The 18,485-nt window shown below is 33.6% G+C and carries 15 protein-coding genes; 8 read left to right on the top strand and 7 right to left on the bottom strand.

Annotated features, from left to right (window positions below; genetic code table 11):
• The first annotated feature begins 26 nt into the window (after window positions 1-26).
• Window positions 27-731, top strand: coding sequence for a sulfite exporter TauE/SafE family protein (locus P8K68_RS06535; protein ID WP_300248888.1), 705 nt, complete (start codon window positions 27-29; stop codon window positions 729-731).
• Here the strand turns inward: P8K68_RS06535 and hypE are convergent.
• The 3 genes from hypE to hypF are packed head-to-tail and all read right to left on the bottom strand — an operon-like array spanning window position 728 to window position 5,100.
• Entirely contained in the window at window positions 728-1,753 is a 1,026-nt protein-coding gene (hypE, locus tag P8K68_RS06530; RefSeq protein WP_300248887.1) for a hydrogenase expression/formation protein HypE, read from the bottom strand. The two genes, P8K68_RS06535 and hypE, sit on opposite strands and share 4 nt — an antisense overlap.
• Window positions 1,754-2,842, bottom strand: coding sequence for a hydrogenase formation protein HypD (gene hypD / locus P8K68_RS06525; protein WP_300248886.1), 1,089 nt, complete (start codon window positions 2,840-2,842; stop codon window positions 1,754-1,756).
• Window positions 2,839-5,100: a carbamoyltransferase HypF gene (gene hypF / locus P8K68_RS06520; RefSeq protein ID WP_300248885.1), complete on the bottom strand. Its 2,262-nt coding sequence runs from the start codon at window positions 5,098-5,100 to the stop codon at window positions 2,839-2,841. Before hypF ends, hypD begins: the two co-directional genes overlap by 4 nt.
• Window positions 5,101-5,222: 122 nt before the next feature.
• Between hypF and hypA the strand changes: the two genes are divergently transcribed.
• The 7 genes from hypA to P8K68_RS06485 all read left to right on the top strand — a co-directional run bounded on the left by hypA (window position 5,223) and on the right by P8K68_RS06485 (window position 11,849).
• The gene (gene hypA / locus P8K68_RS06515; protein WP_300248884.1) at window positions 5,223-5,567 is read left to right on the top strand and encodes a hydrogenase maturation nickel metallochaperone HypA; all 345 of its coding nucleotides are present in this window, start codon (window positions 5,223-5,225) and stop codon (window positions 5,565-5,567) included.
• Between the two features lie 97 nt (window positions 5,568-5,664).
• Complete coding sequence (locus tag P8K68_RS06510) at window positions 5,665-7,548, top strand: NAD(P)H-dependent oxidoreductase subunit E (RefSeq protein ID WP_366143732.1); 1,884 nt, start codon at window positions 5,665-5,667, stop codon at window positions 7,546-7,548.
• Window positions 7,541-8,809, top strand: coding sequence for a 2Fe-2S iron-sulfur cluster-binding protein (locus tag P8K68_RS06505; RefSeq protein WP_300248882.1), 1,269 nt, complete (start codon window positions 7,541-7,543; stop codon window positions 8,807-8,809). Before P8K68_RS06510 ends, P8K68_RS06505 begins: the two co-directional genes overlap by 8 nt.
• Before the next feature lie 2 nt (window positions 8,810-8,811).
• Complete coding sequence (locus P8K68_RS06500; protein ID WP_300248881.1) at window positions 8,812-10,260, top strand: Ni/Fe hydrogenase subunit alpha; 1,449 nt, start codon at window positions 8,812-8,814, stop codon at window positions 10,258-10,260.
• Entirely contained in the window at window positions 10,244-10,711 is a 468-nt protein-coding gene (locus P8K68_RS06495) for a hydrogenase maturation protease (protein ID WP_300248880.1), read from the top strand. The genes P8K68_RS06500 and P8K68_RS06495 overlap by 17 nt, the downstream gene beginning before the upstream one ends.
• Before the next feature lie 11 nt (window positions 10,712-10,722).
• The gene (hypB, locus tag P8K68_RS06490; protein ID WP_300248879.1) at window positions 10,723-11,568 is read left to right on the top strand and encodes a hydrogenase nickel incorporation protein HypB; all 846 of its coding nucleotides are present in this window, start codon (window positions 10,723-10,725) and stop codon (window positions 11,566-11,568) included.
• Window positions 11,569-11,588: 20 nt separating this feature from the next.
• A complete protein-coding gene (locus tag P8K68_RS06485) occupies window positions 11,589-11,849 on the top strand; it encodes a HypC/HybG/HupF family hydrogenase formation chaperone (protein ID WP_300248878.1) in 261 nt (86 codons plus the stop codon).
• 66 nt (window positions 11,850-11,915) lie between these two features.
• Here P8K68_RS06485 and P8K68_RS06480 read toward each other — a convergent pair whose 3' ends face one another.
• From P8K68_RS06480 to P8K68_RS06465, 4 genes are read right to left on the bottom strand one after another with little or no spacing between them, the layout of a single operon-like run.
• Window positions 11,916-12,638, bottom strand: a complete 723-nt coding sequence (locus P8K68_RS06480; RefSeq protein WP_300248877.1) for a sialate O-acetylesterase — start codon at window positions 12,636-12,638, stop codon at window positions 11,916-11,918.
• A complete protein-coding gene (locus tag P8K68_RS06475) occupies window positions 12,631-13,764 on the bottom strand; it encodes a glycoside hydrolase family 43 protein (protein WP_300248876.1) in 1,134 nt (377 codons plus the stop codon). Before P8K68_RS06475 ends, P8K68_RS06480 begins: the two co-directional genes overlap by 8 nt.
• 3 nt (window positions 13,765-13,767) lie before the next feature.
• Window positions 13,768-15,330: a sulfatase gene (locus tag P8K68_RS06470; RefSeq protein WP_300248875.1), complete on the bottom strand. Its 1,563-nt coding sequence runs from the start codon at window positions 15,328-15,330 to the stop codon at window positions 13,768-13,770.
• Window positions 15,320-18,481, bottom strand: coding sequence for a glycoside hydrolase family 2 TIM barrel-domain containing protein (locus P8K68_RS06465; protein WP_300248874.1), 3,162 nt, complete (start codon window positions 18,479-18,481; stop codon window positions 15,320-15,322). The genes P8K68_RS06470 and P8K68_RS06465 overlap by 11 nt, the downstream gene beginning before the upstream one ends.
• Window positions 18,482-18,485 lie beyond the last annotated feature (4 nt).

Raw genomic sequence — 18,485 nt, 5'->3', positions numbered from 1 at the left:
ATTATTGCCATTTTAATTTAAAAATTTTGGGTATTTCATTTCCGTTTATTGCAGCTCTAATGGCGTCTATATTACACGTAATTACGGGGCCAGATCATTTAGCTGCAGTTATTCCCTTTGCTATTGAATCTAAAAAAAGTGCATGGAAAATTGGACTCTTTTGGGGTATTGGTCATTTGTTGGGAATGGTTTTAATAGGCGTTTTATTTTTGATTTTCAGAGAAGTAATTCCTGTTGAAGAAATATCAAATTACAGCGAACAATTAGTTGGATTAGTATTGATATTTATAGGTGTTTGGTCTTTTTATAAGTTGTTTAGTCAGGAAAGAACGCATAAACATCTACATGTTCACAATGAAAATTCACCAATAATTCACAAACATAAACATGATCATTCCCATGAAAGCAGTCATCATCATAAGCATCCTAAAGATTTAAAACAAAGCAATTTGGCTTCACTTTCTATTGGTTTTTTGCATGGTTTAGCAGGAATTGCACACTTTTTATTATTTATACCTGTCGCAAGTTTTGCTAGTCAAATAGATTCTGTTTTATATATATTCGGATTTAGTTTAGGAATCATAATCGCTATGACCACTTTTACATTGGTAATTGGCAAAATCTCATCATATAGCAGGAACGAACATAATGATGCGTTATTTAAAGGCATTCGTTTATCAGGCGGACTTTTTGCAATAATTATTGGTATTTACTGGATGTTTAGTACTTAGCAAATCCTCGGTAATTGCTCGCCAATTAATGGACTTATAATTCGCTTACCACCTACTGAACTATGCATTACAACTTTAGAGGGATGCACTTCTGTAATTTCACCAATACATGCTGAATTTATGCCTTTTTCATCTTTTATCATTTGTTCCAAAACCGCATCTGCAATTTCCGAGTCAATAATTGCTATAAACAGCCCTTCGTTAGCAACATATAACGGATCCAATCCAAGAATTTCGCATGCTGCTGCAACTTGTTTTTCCAATGGAATTTTATCTTCGTGAATAGTGATGCCTTTATTTATGTCCTTAGAAATTTCAGACAATACACTAGCTATGCCTCCTCTAGTAGGGTCTCTAAACAAATGAATTTTATCTCCGAATGCGTCAATCAAATCATTCACTAGGAAGTTTAAATTAGTTGAATCACTTTCTATAGTCGATTCAAACTCCAAGCCTTCTCGTTGAGACATGATGGCCATTCCGTGTTGTGCAACAAATCCGTTTACAATAATCTTATCACCTACTTTAATATTATCAGTTGAAATATTCGCTTTTGGATTCACTTCCCCAAAACCTGTTGTGTTAATGAAAATTTTATCACCTTTTCCACGTTCCACAACTTTAGTGTCACCTGTTATTATTTGAACACCACATTTGTCTGCAGCTTCTTTTATAGATGCTACAATGGCAATAAAGTCTTCAATTTTTAATCCTTCTTCAACTATAAATGCTAATGTTAAATACTTTGGAATAGCGCCACACATAGCAACATCGTTAACCGTTCCATGCACTGCTAAGCTACCTATGTTTCCGCCTTTAAAGAATACTGGAGACACCACAAAGCTATCTGTTGAAATCGCTGTCGGTCCATTGAATTTAACAATAGAACCATCGTGTTTTTGGTCTAAAAATGGATTGCTGAATGTTTTGAAAATAATTTTATCCAACAAGTCTCTAGTCATTAAACCCCCACTGCCATGTCCCAAATTAATAGTATCAAAACCTAGTTCTTCTTTATTCATTTATTCTAAATTATTTGAAAAGTGATAATAAGCGGCACAAGCTCCCTCTGAAGATACCATTGGCGCTCCCAAAGGATTTGAAGGATTACAAACTTTACCAAACTGACTGCATTCATTGGGTTTTTTAATGCCCCGTAAAATCTCACCTGCAATACAATCGGGGTTTTCTAGAACCTTTATATAACTGATTCCGAACTTTAACTCCGCATCAAAGGCCTTAAATTCTGGTGTTAAAACATAACCACTATTAGGTATTTCTCCAATACCTCGCCACTCTCTGTTGCCAACTTCAAAAACTTGATTTATCACATTAATTGCAGCAACATTGCCTTCTTCCTTAACAGCTCTGGAATATTGATTTTCAACAACATGAAGACCTTCTTCTAACTGTTTAACTGCCATGTAAATACCTTGTGCTAAATCCACGGGTTCAAAGCCTGTGATAACAATTGGGATTTTATATTTTTCGGCTAACGGATAATATGCTTTATAACCCATTATGGCACATACGTGTCCAGCTCCTAAAAAAGCATCAATATTACAAAATTCATCATCTAAAATAGCTTCCATTGCTGGAGGCACCAATACATGGGAGACTAAAATAGAGTAATTTTTTAAGCCTTCTTTTTGAGCATGCAACACAGACAATGCATTAGCTGGCGCCGTGGTTTCAAAACCAACTGCAAAAAAAACGACTTCCTTATCTGGATTATTTCTAGCGATTTTCACCGCTTCAATTGGTGAATATAAAATGCGTAAATCACCGCCTTCTGCTTTAGCTTCCAACAAGCTTTTTGTGCTTCCTGGAACACGAATCATGTCTCCAAATGAACAAATAATAACGCCGTTTTCAAGAAGCTCAATAGCTTTATCAATTAAATTTAATGGTGTGACACAAACAGGACAACCTGGACCATGAATCATTTGGACTTTGTCTGGCAACAATTCAAGAATCCCGTTCTTAACCAATCCATGTGTTTGTCCACCACAAACCTCCATGATATTCCATTTTTTTGTAATGGTTTTATCAATAAGTTTCAAATACTTTTTGGTGGCTTCTAAATTTCTATATTCGGTTAAATACTTCATTTACAATTTGTGTAATACATGATTTGTCCAAACGAAATGTTTTCGTCGTTAGGTGGTAAATCTTTGTTAAAATACAACTTATATTGGTTTTGAGACAAGACATTTATCATATCTATTAAGGTCGTGTTTTGAAATACGCCACCACTAAAAGCAATATGTTTGATATTCTGATTCTTTGCCATTTGAAATATTATGGATGCTAAAGTGAATAGAAAATTGGCAATCACTTGCGTTTTAGAATTTCCATTCTTAAAATCAGAATATAAATTGAAAAGCAATGTTTCAGTAGGAACTGAATTATCATATAAAACGGAACTGTATAATTTACAATCATCTAAATTATAGTCGGTTAAGTAATTTTCTAGCAATATCGCTGCTTCTCCTTCATAGGTATTGATATCGCAAATATTTAATAATGACGCGACTGCATCAAACAACCTTCCAATAGATGATGTTTTTAGTTTGTTTTTTTGTTTTAATGATTGGTAGATTTTCAATTCTTTGGATGAGAATTTATCTTCCAATACAGATTGCATGTCGTCATTGACTAATGATAGTAAAGATAATCTTGGTTCTTTTGACATTTTATCAGAAGCTATCCAATTAAAATAATCAAAATGTGAAACCCTTTCCATTTTATGGGCTTGATAATCAAAAAATTCGCCTCCCCATATTTGTCCATCATCTCCATAACCAGTGCCGTCCCAAATAACTCCTAATATTTTTTCATTTGAATCAAATAAATCATGTTCACCTAAAACCGATGCAAAATGTGCTTTGTGATGCTGAATTTTATGTAATTCTGTTTTATATTTCTGTGCTAATTCAGTTCCATATAAAGTACTCTGATAGGTTGGATGACTATCTACTAACAGCACATTTGGTTGTTGCTCGAAAAGCGTAATGAAATTTTGAATTGTTTTAGTAAAACGCTCGTAAACATGAAAGTTGTCGAGGTTACCTAAATATTGACTGATATATAAAAACGCATTAGGATAGTATGCAATATTGCTTTTTAAATGTGCTCCAAGAGTCATTATTTTCTTTTCTGATTTTATGGAGGCATTAAAATAATTTGGTGCATAACCTCGTGAGCGACGGAATAATACTTTCTCTTGAAATTTCGTACTGAACTTAACAACCGAATCGTCTTGAGGATGCGTAATTTTTAAATGATGTTGAAGAAAATAGTCAGCTACATTTTTTAATTTATCAAATGCCTCATCATTCTCACTAATAATTGGAGAACCATGGATGTTTCCACTGGTAGCAACTATTGGAAAGCTCAATGCGTTGGCTAACAATTGTAAAATTCCAGAATAGGGTAACATGACCCCTAACTGATTGAGTTCTGGTGCCACTTTGTCTAAATCAATATGTCCTTTATAATCATTTAAAGACATGATAGTGATGGGTCTTTCCGTTGAAGTTAAAGATTTAACGTGAACCTTTTCTACTTGTAACTCCTTATTTAAATGATTCAACGAAGGATATAAAATCGCAAACGGCTTATTCGGTCTGTTTTTTTTATCTCTTAATTGCTGAACAACCTTTCCGTTTTCCGCATTGCAACATAATAGATAGCCACTGGTATTTTTTATAGCAATAATCTTTCCTTTAGATAAAAGATTGGCAACTTTCTTAAATAATGTATGCTTTGATGTTTTTAATTTCTTTCCTGAATGATCAACTAAAACCAAGTCAATTCCACAAGTTTCACAAGTATTTGTTTGAGAATGAAACCGTCTGTCTGAAAGATTGGTGTATTCCTTAAAGCATGCTTCGCACATAGGAAATTTATCTATACTTGTATGGTTTCTTTCAAATGGAAATGTTTCTGTAATTGCCCAACGTGGACCACAATTCACACAGGTTGTAAACGGGTAATTATAACGTCTGTTTTTAGGGTTTTGTATGTCGTTCTTACATTCTTCACAAATGGCGAAATCTGGTGTTAAGGGTAAATTTAATCGACCACTTTTTTTAGATGGAATGATTTTAAATTCATCAAAAATGCGATATTCAATTTGATGGATATGACTGTCTTTAATTCTGGAAACAGGAGGCGGAGATTGGATTATTTTTTTAAAAAAATGAAAGATGTCTTTTTCAAAACCAGACACAAAAATAATAACACCTTCTTCGTTATTGGAAACCGTTCCGGTTAATAAAAAATCTAAAGCTAATGCATAAACATACGGGCGAAAGCCAACACCTTGTACTTGTCCTGAAAAAGAAATTCTATAGGTTTTTTGCATCAAAAATACTGCTTAATACACCTTATAAAGTTACCTGACTTTTTAAAATATAAACATGATTTAGGTCATAAGAAAATCTTTAATATTTATTTATTATTGTTATAATTAAAAATGAAATCACTATGCATGAGCTGAGTATAGCAATGGGAATAGTTGATATAGCTGAAAAAGAAACAGCTAAGGCAAAGGCCAATAAAGTGGAGTCCATAGAACTTGAAATAGGTACTTTATCAGGGATAGAGGTGGACGCTTTAGAATTTGTTTGGACTTTGGCCGTTGAAGGCACTGTTTTGGAGCATGCATCTAAAAAAATACATATAATAAAAGGAGAGGCAAAATGTAGTGGTTGTAATACCATTTTTGAATTAAAACAAGTTTATGATGCGTGTCCAAACTGCAATAGCTTTTTAAAGGCTATTATAAAAGGCAAAGAGTTGATAGTAAAAGCATTAGAGGTTTTGCAGTAACGTTATTAAATGACTAAAAAATCAGCATTTTTATCTTCAATAACCCTGTGAATTTAAACAAAAGATAAAGATCTAATAATCAGGCTGTAAATGATAAATGTCATTTTTTAAGTGCTATAAGAGTGTTAATTTAGTTGCAAATCATTTTTTCTTTACTATGGATACTAAAGAAAGCACTCTACAAAAATCCTCGCTGATGAATATCTTGTGGGATATTCAAAAAAAAAGAAGGTACATAAGTCATGATGACATGACTAAAATTTCAAAAGTATTTAACATCTCAAGAATGGAATTAGAAGGTGTTATTTCCTTTTATCATTTCTATCATCGTAAACATGCGGGTAAATACACCATTTATTTGAACAATTCCATTGTTTCAAAACACAAAGATTTCGATCGGGTGAAAAAATCATTTGAAACTGAAATTGGTGTAAAAACAGGGCATGTTACAAAAGATGAGTTGTTTGGCTTATTTGAAACGTCTTGTATCGGGTTGAGCGACCAAGAAACATCTGCATTAATTAATTTTAAAGCTTTTACAAATCTTACCCCAGAAAAAGTAAAAATCTTAATCTTAAAATTACGGCAAGGTGAATCTTTAGAATCCTTAAGTGATTTTCCCGAAAATAATATTCAATATACACCTGAAGAAAACAAAACAGTGTTTTTTAAGCCATATAAACAAGGGGATGCATTAAAAAAAATAATAGGCATTGAACCAGATGGTGTTATCGATTTGGTAAAAGCATCCAAACTATCTGGAAGAGGAGGCGCCTTTTTTCCAACAGGTTTAAAATGGGAATTTTGTAGAGATAATAAAGCGGACCAAAAATATATTATTTGTAATGCTGATGAAGGCGAACCAGGCACTTTTAAAGACCGTGTTTTAATGAATATACTCCCAGGCTTGCTGATTGAGGGTATGGCTATTGCTGGTTATGCTGTTGGAGCTACAGAAGGTACTATTTATTTAAGGGCAGAGTATTTTTATTTAAAAGATAAGCTAGAAAAAACTATTAAGGAGTTCCTTAAAAAAGGATTACTAGGGGAAAATATTCTTGGTATTGAGGGATTTAATTTCAATTTGAATATTTACATGGGTGCAGGAGCTTATGTATGTGGTGAAGAAACCGCACTTATCGCATCTATGGAAGGTAAAAGGGGCGAGCCCACTACAAAAGAGTATTTCCCTGTAGAAAAAGGATATTTAGGAAAACCTACCGTTGTAAATAATGTTGAAACCCTTTGTGCGGTTCCAAGAATTCTAGAAATGGGAGTAGATAAATATTTGGCAATTGGTACTAAAGCAACACCCGGTACAAAACTCATGAGTGTTTCTGGCGACTGTAATAAACCCGGTATTTATGAAATAGAATGGGGCATGAAGTTAAAAGATTTTTTAGACTTGATAGAAGCTAAAGATCCTCATTTCATTTTATATAATGGTTTTTCAGGAGAGTGTTTATCATCTCATGATTTCGACAGGGAAATATCTGGTGAAAATTTGTTAGCAGAACATATCCAATTTCAAATAAATGACCCTATTGAATATGCACGTAAAATGAGCGCGGTAGGATTAAGAAGTGGTGGTGCTTTTATGGTTTTTGATAAAACAAGAGACCTCTTGCCTATTCTACAAAATATTACAGACTTTTTTGTAGCAGAATCATGTGGCATATGCGTACCCTGTAGAACAGGCAACTTCTTATTAAACAGGAAACTTCATAAAATAAAACTCTGTAATGCCGATAAAAATGATTTAGATGAAATAAAAGAATGGAGTAATATTATTAAACAATCCAGTAGGTGCGGACTAGGAAAAACATCAACAAACTGTTTATTGACGGCGATGTTAAAATTTCCTGAAGAATTTAATAAGTGTCTGTTAGCAGAAAGCGATATTAACAAAGCTTTTAATTTAGAAAAAGCGGTTGATGATTATGACAAAATAATTCACGAAATAGAAACTACCTATGAATAATCTAGTCAATATTAAGATTGATGGCCATAATTACCAAGTGGAAGCAGGTAAAAATTTGGTAGATGCCGCAAAAGAAAATGGAATCTATATACCAACCTTGTGTCATTTTCATAATCAAGAACATGCTTTAGGAACATGTAGAATCTGTACCGTAGTTGTAAACGGTAAAACCACAACAAGTTGTACCACAAAAGTTAATGAAGGGATTGAGGTTGAAATTAATACACCAGAACTTATAGATACTAGAAAAGCTATAATAGAAATGTTATTTGCTGAGGGTAATCATTTTTGTCCTTCCTGCGAAAAAAGTGGCAATTGCGATTTGCAAAACCTGGCCTATGATATGAACATAACAGTTACCAGATTCCCCCATGTTTATAGCAAAAAGGTTGTGGATTTTAATTCAGATCGTATGATTATGGAATCTAATCGCTGTATTCTTTGTAAGCGTTGTGTTGAAGACATTAAAACAGATGAAGGAAAAGATGTTTTTTCATTTGTGAAAAGAGGTATTAATACACGGGTTCAAATTGATTATGAAGAAGAAGCAAAACTATCTCAATCAGAAGCCATGCATGCTATGGATTTGTGTCCTGTTGGAGCTATTTTGGTTAAAGGCATGATTTATAATGAACCTTTTGGGGATAGAAAATATGATTTAGTTGGTAAAGATAAAGAAGCAAAACCTAAAGAAAGATTTGTTAAAAAAGATGCAAATAATAAATTTATTGTTGCTACCACATCTTTGGCAGGTTGTTTTGGTTGCCACATGTCACTTTTAGATATAGATACTGATATTGTTGATGTTTTAGAAATTGTGGAATTCAATAAATCACCTTTAACAGATATTAAAAAGTTTAGTAAGCGTTGTGATGTTGGACTAATTGAAGGTGGCTGCGCAAACTCAGAAAACGTTGAAGTCTTAAAAGAATTTAGGAAAAAATGCGATATCCTTATTGCCTTTGGTGAGTGTGCTATTATGGGTGGCATTCCAGCAATGAGAAATTTTGTGCCACTTAAAGAATGTTTAGAAGAAGCCTATATTAATGGTCTTACCAGCGAAATAGGCGCCAATGTTATCCCTAATCATGAAGATATTCCTAAGCTACTTAACAAGGTGTATCCATGTAATGAAATAGTGAAAATTGACTATTACATTCCTGGTTGTCCTCCAGATGCCAATCATATTTGGAAAGTTGTAAAAAACATTTTGTTAAATGAAGACTACTCCATTACTCACGAAGAATTTAAATACGATTAAAAATGAAAAAACTAGTCATAGATCCAGTAACAAGAGTTGAAGGTCATGGTAAAGTAACCATTCATTTAGATGAAGACAATAAGGTGAAAGACTCCTTTTTTCATATTGTTGAATTTCGTGGTTTTGAACGCTTTATTCAAGGGCATCCATACTGGGAAGCTCCAGCTTTAGTGCAACGTTTATGCGGTATTTGTCCCGTAAGTCATCATTTAGCAGCAGCTAAGGCCATCGATCAGATTGTAGGGTTAGAGCCAAAAGATTTATCATTGCCAGCCCAAAAAATCAGGAAATTATTACATTTTGGTCAAGTATTTCAATCTCATGCTTTGCATTTTTTCTATTTGGCATCCCCAGATTTATTGTTTGGTGTAGATGCAGACCCATCTAAGCGTAATGTTGCTGAAGTGGCAATAAAACATCTCGATTTGGCTAAAAAAGGGATATTAATGCGAAAGTTTGGTCAGGAAATCATTAAAGCCATAGCAGGAAAACGTATTCACGGAATCTCAGCAATTCCCGGTGGTGTTCATAAAAAAGTCTCCTTAAAAGATAGGGATTACTTTTTGAATGGTAAGGAAATTCCATCTGTTGATGCTATGATTCATTGGTCACATGAAATCATAGATTTTATTAAAAACTATCATGATGCAAACCACAAATGGTTAAATAGTTTTGCAGATTATCCTTCCGGACATTTAGGATTGGTTAATAAGGAAAATGGATTTTTAGAATTATATGATGGTCATTTACGAGCTCTCGATGCTAACGGAAAGGTGACTTTAAATGATGTTCCAAACGATGATTATATACAGTATTTTAATGAAGGTGTAGAAAAATGGTCTTATTTAAAATTTCCATATTTAAAAGAACTTGGAAAAGAAAAAGGATGGAATAGAGTTGGTCCATTGGCTAGAATAAATATTTGTAGCGGTATAGAAACACCTTTAGCAGAAGAAGAACGCATTATATTCAAATTGGCAACAAATAACAAAATAAACAATAAAACGATGTACTCGCATTGGGCACGTTTAATCGAAATGCTGTATTGTGCTGAAATGATGAAAATTTTATTAAATGATGTAGATATATTGAGCAATGATCTTTTAAGAAAAGGTACGCGACGAAATGAAGGTATCGGAATTATTGAAGCACCACGTGGTACTTTGATTCATCATTATGAAGTTGATGATAAAGATCGTATTACCCGTTGCAATTTGATAGTTTCAACCACGCATAATAATGAGCCTATGAACCAAGCTGTAAAATGGGTAGCAAATAATGTTATTAGTGGTGAAACTAAAATTACCGAAGGCATGTTAAATCAAGTAGAAGTGGCAATTAGGGCTTATGATCCCTGTTTGAGTTGTGCAACACATGCGCTAGGACAAATGCCTTTAGAGGTTTCACTTTACAATCATGCTGGAGAATTAATACATGAAAAAAGAAGGTAAACATAAAACAATAGTTTTAGGTATTGGTAATACCGGAAGACAAGATGATGGTTTAGGATGGTTGTTTTTAGACTTTCTTGAAACCCAAAACATGGATATGGATTTGGAATACAGATACCAACTTCAAATTGAAGATGCCGAATTAATTTCCAATTATGAAACGGTCATATTTGTTGATGCTACAAAAGAAGATACAGAACAAGGATTTTATTTTAAAACATGTAAACCTTCAGAAATCTATAGCTTTAGTACACATGCATTAAAACCAGAGACCATTTTGTATTTAGCTAACACCTTGTATCATCATAATCCTAAAGCTTCTATTTTAGGAATACAAGGCTATCAATGGGAATTAGAAATTGGAATGAGCAAAAAGGCCAAATTAAATATGAATCAGGCTAAAGACTATTTTAAAAAGAATATTCTAACGAATAGTATTTTAGTAAATTAAAAAAAATAATTATGTGTGGAACATGTGGTTGCGGAACAGGTGAGAATGGTGTTACTATTCAAAATCCGAAAGAGGTAAAAGCTCACGAACATAGTCATCACCATCATCACGATGGACATTCACATAGTCATGACCATTCTCATGACCATAATCACCATCACGATCACCAGCATCATGAGCATTCACATGGTCATAATCATCACCATAAAACGGTACTGCATCTAGAACAGGATATTTTGCAACATAATGATGTTATGGCTGCCAGAAACAAAGGGTATTTTGACGCAAAAAATATTTTTGCTATAAATTTGGTAAGTTCTCCAGGTTCAGGTAAAACATCAATTTTAGAACAAACTTTAAAAAGTTTAAAAAAAGAGGTGTCGTTTTACGTTATTGAAGGCGATCAGCAAACCTTAAATGATGCTAACCGTATTGATGCTTTAGATATTCCAGTAATTCAAATTAATACAGGAAAAGGGTGTCATTTAGAAAGTGATATGGTTTATGATGCGGTTAAAAAACTGAATATTAAGGATAACAGTGTTTTAATGATTGAAAACGTTGGGAACTTAGTCTGTCCTTCCATGTTTGATTTAGGAGAATCTAAACGTGTTGTAATTATTAGTACAACGGAAGGCGAAGACAAACCTATAAAATATCCGGATATGTTTCATACCTCTGATATTTGTATCATTAATAAAATGGATTTGTTACCCTATGTAAATATCAATATTGATAAATTAAAGGAATATGCATTACAAGTGAATCCGAAATTACAATTTTTCGAAGTTTCGGCCACTACAGGAGAAGGTATGTCGACATGGTACGAATGGTTGAAATCAAATATTCCTTCTTAATATTATAAATAATAATTCTTATGTGCCTTTCAATACCAGGAAAATTAGTAGAAATAACGAATCAACTCGACGAAACGTTTAGAACAGGAAAAGTGTCTTTTGATGGTGTTAAAAAAGAAGTTAGTCTTGCTCTGGTTCCCGAAGCCAAAATAACTGACTATGTATTGGTACATGCAGGAGTTGCTATTAGTATAGTTGATGATGAAGAAGCAAAAAAAACGTTCGATCTCCTAAAACAATTAAACGCTTTGGAGGATTTAGGTGCATCTGAAATTAATTAAGTTGCTCTTTTTCTAGTTCTAGCTCGTGTTCTGAAGTCTGGCCTATAATTTTAAGGAATTGAAATATCAATTATCATTAATAATCTGAATGGCTTTTTCAGCAAATCGTTTACCCAAAGTTTTATAGCCTTCTACAGACATGTGTAAATCGTTTTGAATGGATTTGCCTAGAGCGTTAAAACCATCATTGAGGTCATCTGTATTAACCCAACCAAAACGTGGGTGAGATGCTCCAACTTTCATTTGAATATCCCTTATCATGGTCCAATGTGGCCATTTTTCATTTTTCATATCAAAATCGCTTAGTCTTCCTATAATAAAGTTAACATCTGTTCTTTTCAAATCGTCACCTATTTGGTTATACAAGCCTAATAAACTTTTTTCATAGACTGCACCAAATGCCATGCGGGCATCGCGTTCGCCTTGCATCCAAATAAAAGTTATTGAGGCAATGTTTTGATTTTTAATAGCGTCATTCACTTTCAGCATCAGTCTATCATATTGATCGCCTCTACTTTCAGGAATACTGCCATTAGGCGCTTTCCAATATTTATACCATCTGCTAATAGATTGTGAGCCCATAGCATCTTTTACAACAATAGTATGGTCGGTTCCAAATTCAGCTTCAATTAAAGGTCTAAAGGATGCATCTGTGTCTAAACGAACCATATTGGACTGACCAGACAAAATAAAAAGGTGTTTACCTTGATGCATGGGTTTACAGGAGAAAACGAAGAGTACTAGAGGTACACTTATTAAAAGTAGTTTTATGTTTTTCTTATTAATCATTAAAAATCGTTAAATCCCAAGAATTTTCCCATTCTAAATATGGTATGTTATTTTCAAATTTAATGGGTAACCAAACATAACGCCCATCAATAGGGTTTTCTGGTCGCCATCTATCTGCGGCAAAAATAAATGCATCTTTTTTTCCTAATACAGGAATAACATAGGTGCTTTGAGACCAGAAGGTGGTTTTGTTTTCTTCATCTGTCCCTCTACATGGATTTCCTAAAAACTCCCAATCACCCATGATATTGTTTGCAACTGCTAGCTTTCCAGGATTAGGCTTCCATCCTGTTAACCCAGAACTAACCATAAAATACGTTCCTTCTTTTTTAAAGATAGCTGGTGCTTCATTTCTCTGACCCGGAAATACTCTAACGTATTCATTGGATAATGATTGGTAATCATCAGATAGTTTAGATATTAATAAGGTTTGATTCTGCTCTGAAGCCGTAATATGATATGCGGTTTGATCGTCATCTACAAATAAGGTCATATCTCTAGACATTTGACCCCCTTTAAAATCTCGTTTTAAGAAACCACCTTTTATAACCTTCTCTTTCCAGTTTTCATCTTTTCTACTTTCTATTATTGATGCATTATCAAAATCATCTTGAGAAAAATTGAGTGGTAAAACACCAGGATGAATCCTAAAACTATCTATATAATTGTATGGACCCGTGATGTTGTCTGAAATGGCAACTCCTGTTAATGCAGCATCATAGCCTTGACCTTTCAATTCGTGATGAAACCACATAACGAATTTTTTTGTCTTTTTGTTATAAATAACTTTTGGGCGCTCCAAGGTACAGCCTTTTATAAGTTTGGAATTTGAATCATTACTTACTTCTAAAGCAATACCTTCATTTTTCCAGTTATATAAATCTTTAGACGAATACACGCCAACACCAACCATGGCTCTGTTGCCTTCTTTACCTGTAATTTTATGCTCACCAAACCAATAATAAGTGTTATTATAAATTAAAAAACCACCACCGTGTGCATTAATGTGCTCTCCATTAGTATCTAACCATAATTTTCCTGGATTGAAAGAATTGGTCAGCACATTGTCTTGTTTGCAAGACAATAAACCTACTATTAATAATAAATTAAAGGTTCTTTTTATCATTTTTTATTTATTTAAAATCGCAAGGACTTCGCTTTTCAGTTTTCTTTTTACAGATTGGTTTTGTTTAACCTCGGCAAGGTTATTCAATTCGTAAGAATCATTGTTGTGATTATATAACTCTTCTTGACCATTACTATATATTATGTACCGCCAGTCTTTAGTTCTGTAAGAAAAATTTTGTTTTTCGGTGGGTGTTTTAACCCCATAGTTGCCAACAACGGTTAACGCTCCGTTAGGCCCCTTCCAGTTTTTCAAATCTTTTTTAAGTAAAGGTTGTAAACTATGCCCACCTAAATCACCACCTTTATCATTGATTTTGTTGTCGCCCTTTAAATCACATAGGTCAATTAAAGTAGGATATAAGTCAATGAGACCAACGGGTTGTTGAACCCTTAATTCTTGCTTAAAATTAGGAGCTTTAATAATTAAAGGTATTCTTGCACTTTCCTCCCAAGGTGAGTTTTTAAACAAATAATTTTTTTCACCCATTTGCCAACCATGATCACTTGTAAAAATCACTATCGTATTGTCCCTAAATTTACTTTCGTTTAAAGCGTTGATTACTTTGCCAACTTGTTCATCAACAAATGCTACACAAGCTAAATAAGCCTGTAAAAAGTGTTTTATAGCTAATTCTCTATCTCCACCATAAGATTCTAAAAGTGTACGATAATATCGTGGTCCTTTAAGTTCAGTATCAAAATTATTATTCCAGTATGTGTCAATTGAGTCATCTGCTTTCCAATGTTCTAATTTTAGATGTTCTATTGGAAACATATCGAAATATTTATCGGGCGCATGCAAAGGGGTGTGAGGTCTTACAAAACCAACGCCCATAAAAAAGGGTTGTTGAATTTTCCTTTTCTCAAGTTCATTTATTTTTTCCACAGCCCATTTTGCATGCAGTTCATCTTGCATCAAATCTCTGTCATTATCATTGATATATCTCATTGGTTCATTACTCCATCCATAGACTAGTCCTTTCTCTCCATTTTTCCCTGTTGAAATTCCAGCATCTGATAAACGACCATAAGAACCGTCTACAGAGCCAATAGCTCTGTAAGGTGATGGCACTGTTGGTAATGCTGTTTTCTTGTCACCATCGAAATAAAAAGGGCCATAATTATTTTTTAAAGACATTCCCCACTCATCCCAATCTCTTTCAACATTGCCATGGGTTATTTTTCCTGTACCTAAAGTTGTATACCCATTTTCTTTAAAAAGCCGCATTATAGTTTTATTATTCTTTAAAACTGGTTGTTTTTTCAGATCTGTCCATCCATAATCTTTAGAAACGTGAGGATAGACACCTGTAATAAAACTGTTTCTAGAAGGTGAGCAAACCGGAACATTGGTTTGTGCATTAACAAACTGTACTCCCATTGCCGCAAGTTTATCAATATTTGGAGTTTTTGCTTGAGGATGACCCCCAAATACACCTTGATAATCATTTAAGTCATCGCAGACAATAAAAAGTACATTTGGTTTTGAACTATCGTTCTGAGAAAAAATACTCAGACAAAATAAGCCAAAAACAAAAATGACTAAAACCTGCTTACTTTTCATTACCAGTTATTTTCGAAATTGTGTACATAAAGCTTAAATTTTTAGGTTGAATACGATATTCCTTATGTGGCATGGCACCCCAGCTATTATCGCCGCCTACACCCATTTGCTTATGGTCTATATTGATGTTTACAAAATCTCTTTTTACAATATCTATGGTATGTCTTTGCATTTTTTTATCTCCTGCATCAAAGTCATCATTATACTGATGGTGCGCACTAAAACTCAAATAATTTTGGGATGAAATTTTTATCCCTTTTCCATTTTCATTTGTAAATTCAATCCAACGTGTATCTGTTTTGTATCCATTTTCTTGCGGCCTGCTGTACGGAAAATATAAGTCTGAAACCTTAGCTTCATATTGTTGTATTAAAGCCGATGTATTTCTGTCTTGATAATTTTCATGTGGTCCTCTTCCAAACCATTTAACGTGATCAAATGCATTATTAATTATTAAGTTAGTACCGAATCTAGGAAGATTTGGTAGCTTAGAGTCTGCAATTGAAAGTTTCGTATTTACCATAATTTCTCCATTTGGATACAAAGTATAATCCATAATTACCAAGGCATCTTTAACTGCTGCTAATCTGAATTTAGCAGAAACGTTAACCGTGTTATTTGGATTAGCTTGCTCTGTTAGCGAGACTAATTCTTGTGTTTTAGTGGCTTTTTTCCAAGCGCCTAATTTTTTAGGCATTTTAAAACCGAAATCGTTATCTGTAGTAGCTCTCCAAAAATTTGGTGTTATGCCTGTTTTTAGCATATTTCCACTACCGTAATCAATCGTTTTTAAAACGCCCGATGTAGTGTCAAATTCTACTTTAAAATTTTCGTTAGAGGCTAGTAGTACGCCATCTGATTTGCTAGTTGTAATAGTGCCTTTTGATATTATTTTATTCGAAAAATCACCTTTTTGAAGTTGAATTTGTTCATAAGCTTGAATATGACCTTTTGAAACTAACTCAGATGCTTCAGATGTTTGAGCATAAATATTTAAATGATAATCACTAGACGTGTTTTCTAGTTTTGGTAAATCAATAAGCTGTTTTGTAGTTTGATAAGGTTCAACATTTAGTTTTGGTAAACTTCCTGAAGCAACTTCTAAACCATTTTCTAATAATTTCCACGAAAAATCTAAGGTATTTAGATTCGTGAAATCGTACATGTTCTTAATTTCAATGGCGCCTAGAGCATTTGTGTTAATGGGTTTAATCTTTACATTTTGGAAGACCTTTTTAGCTTCAAGTAACGCTGGATGTGCTGTTCTATCTGGATTAACAATACCATTTAGGCAGAAATTATTATCGTTCTGTAAATGTGCACCACCAAGATCGCCACCATAGGCCCAATACGTTTCTCCTGCTTCATTTTCAGTTAGAATACCTTGATCTACCCAATCCCAAATAAAACCACCTTGCATCGTTGGATATTTTTCAATAACATCCCAATAATCTTGTAAATTACCAAGGCTGTTACCCATAGCATGAGCATATTCACATTGTATTAAAGGACGAGCCCCACCTTCTTCAACGTAGGCAATCATTTTTTCAATAAACCAATACATGGGCGCTTGAATATCTGTATTTTCATAACCTGTTGCACCTTCATATTGTGTAGGTCTGGTTTTATCATGGTCTTTTAGCCATTTGTATGTTGCAAAGAAATTTGGTCCGTTGCCAGCTTCATTTCCTAAAGACCAGGTTACGATACTTGGAAAGTTTTTATCGCGTTCAAACATTCTAATGGTTCTGTCTAAATGTGCAGCTTTCCATTCTGGTAAGTAAGCTGGATGTTTCGCTTGTTTTTCTAAATCCTTGTCTAAGCCTTGATTTGTTGCACCCATACCATGTAACTCAATATTGGCTTCATCTACAACATAAAAACCATATTTATCTGCTAATCTATAGAAAAAAGGATCTTTTGGATAATGACTACAACGTATAGCATTGATGTTATTTTGTTTCATCAATTCCATATCCTTTATTGTTAATGCTTCGGTAACTACATGGCCTGTGGTTTCATCATGGTCGTGTAAATTAACCCCTTTAATAAGTACCGGCTGTCCGTTGACTAAAAACTGACTGTTTTCAATTTTCACATTTCTAAACCCAACTTTTATAGCTGTAGATTCGTTATTTGCAGAAATTAATAATGTATATAAATTAGGTTGTTCCGCATTCCAAGATTTTACATTGGGAATGGTTTTAGCAAAATTAATAGTATTAGAACCTGAATTAAAAGTAACAGACTTACGTTCTGAATACACTTCAACATCACCATCCAGGAGTTTTACTTCAACCGATTTTTCAATAGATGAATCGGTATTATTGTTAATATCTAAATTAAGATTTAATACACCATCTTTATAATTGTTTTCTAAATCTGAAAGGACTGTAAAATCTCTTAATGTTACTTTATTTGAAGCATAGATATAAACATCGCGTTCTATACCAGATAATCGCCAAAAATCTTGGTCTTCCATATAACTGGCATCAGACCAGCGTAATACTTGTACTGAAATGGTGTTTTTACCCGGTTTTGCTAATTTGGTAATATTGAATTCTGCTGCTGTTTTACTACCTTCATTATAGCCTACAAATTCGCCATTTAGCCATACATACATAGCACCACTAACACCTGCAAAATGTAAATAAATATCTTTTCCATCCCAATCTTCAGAAATTTCAAAATCGCGTTTATAGCTTCCGTTGTTGTTTATATTGTGCGGAATATAAGGCGGATTTGCAGGAAACATATATTTAATATTGGTATAAACAGGAATCCCAAACCCTTTCATTTCCCAGTTTGAAGGCACCGAAATGGTTTCCCACCCTTGGATATCGAATCCTTCTTTATAAAACTCTTTTGGTCTTGCTTGAACACTGTCAGCATAATAAAAACCCCAAGTACCATTTAAGGATTTATACAGCGGAGAGTTTTGCCAGTTATTATTTTTCAAGGCAGATTCGGCAGTTTTATATCTATAAAAAGAAGCTGTTGGTTGCACTCTATTAATTTGAAAAATTTCAGGGTTTTCCCATTCAGGATTCTCCCATTTTTCAGCGGTATAAATAGGTTTTTCTATTATTTCATCTTTGCATGAGACAATAGTTAATGTAATTAATAGGGTTATTATCACTTTAGTTTTCATCTGT

Origin of the sequence: Algibacter sp., from assembly GCF_029245835.1 — a bacterium.
In the GTDB taxonomy this organism is placed as follows: Bacteria; Bacteroidota; Bacteroidia; order Flavobacteriales; family Flavobacteriaceae; genus Algibacter_B.
Note: the sequence above shows the minus strand (reverse complement) of the source record. Positions and strands in the feature narration are given on the sequence as shown.

Excerpts from the sequence above, each read along its gene's own strand:
- hypE (WP_300248887.1), bottom strand. The coding sequence starts at position 1,753 with ATGAATAAAGAAGAACTAGGTTTTGATACTATTAATTTGGGACATGGC.
- hypD (WP_300248886.1), bottom strand. The coding sequence starts at position 2,842 with ATGAAGTATTTAACCGAATATAGAAATTTAGAAGCCACCAAAAAGTAT.
- hypF (WP_300248885.1), bottom strand. The coding sequence starts at position 5,100 with ATGCAAAAAACCTATAGAATTTCTTTTTCAGGACAAGTACAAGGTGTT.
- hypA (WP_300248884.1), top strand. The coding sequence starts at position 5,223 with ATGCATGAGCTGAGTATAGCAATGGGAATAGTTGATATAGCTGAAAAA.
- P8K68_RS06510 (WP_366143732.1), top strand. The coding sequence starts at position 5,665 with ATGTCATTTTTTAAGTGCTATAAGAGTGTTAATTTAGTTGCAAATCAT.
- P8K68_RS06505 (WP_300248882.1), top strand. The coding sequence starts at position 7,541 with ATGAATAATCTAGTCAATATTAAGATTGATGGCCATAATTACCAAGTG.
- P8K68_RS06500 (WP_300248881.1), top strand. The coding sequence starts at position 8,812 with ATGAAAAAACTAGTCATAGATCCAGTAACAAGAGTTGAAGGTCATGGT.
- P8K68_RS06495 (WP_300248880.1), top strand. The coding sequence starts at position 10,244 with ATGAAAAAAGAAGGTAAACATAAAACAATAGTTTTAGGTATTGGTAAT.
- hypB (WP_300248879.1), top strand. The coding sequence starts at position 10,723 with ATGTGTGGAACATGTGGTTGCGGAACAGGTGAGAATGGTGTTACTATT.
- P8K68_RS06485 (WP_300248878.1), top strand. The coding sequence starts at position 11,589 with ATGTGCCTTTCAATACCAGGAAAATTAGTAGAAATAACGAATCAACTC.
- P8K68_RS06480 (WP_300248877.1), bottom strand. The coding sequence starts at position 12,638 with ATGATTAATAAGAAAAACATAAAACTACTTTTAATAAGTGTACCTCTA.
- P8K68_RS06475 (WP_300248876.1), bottom strand. The coding sequence starts at position 13,764 with ATGATAAAAAGAACCTTTAATTTATTATTAATAGTAGGTTTATTGTCT.
- P8K68_RS06470 (WP_300248875.1), bottom strand. The coding sequence starts at position 15,330 with ATGAAAAGTAAGCAGGTTTTAGTCATTTTTGTTTTTGGCTTATTTTGT.
- P8K68_RS06465 (WP_300248874.1), bottom strand. The coding sequence starts at position 18,481 with ATGAAAACTAAAGTGATAATAACCCTATTAATTACATTAACTATTGTC.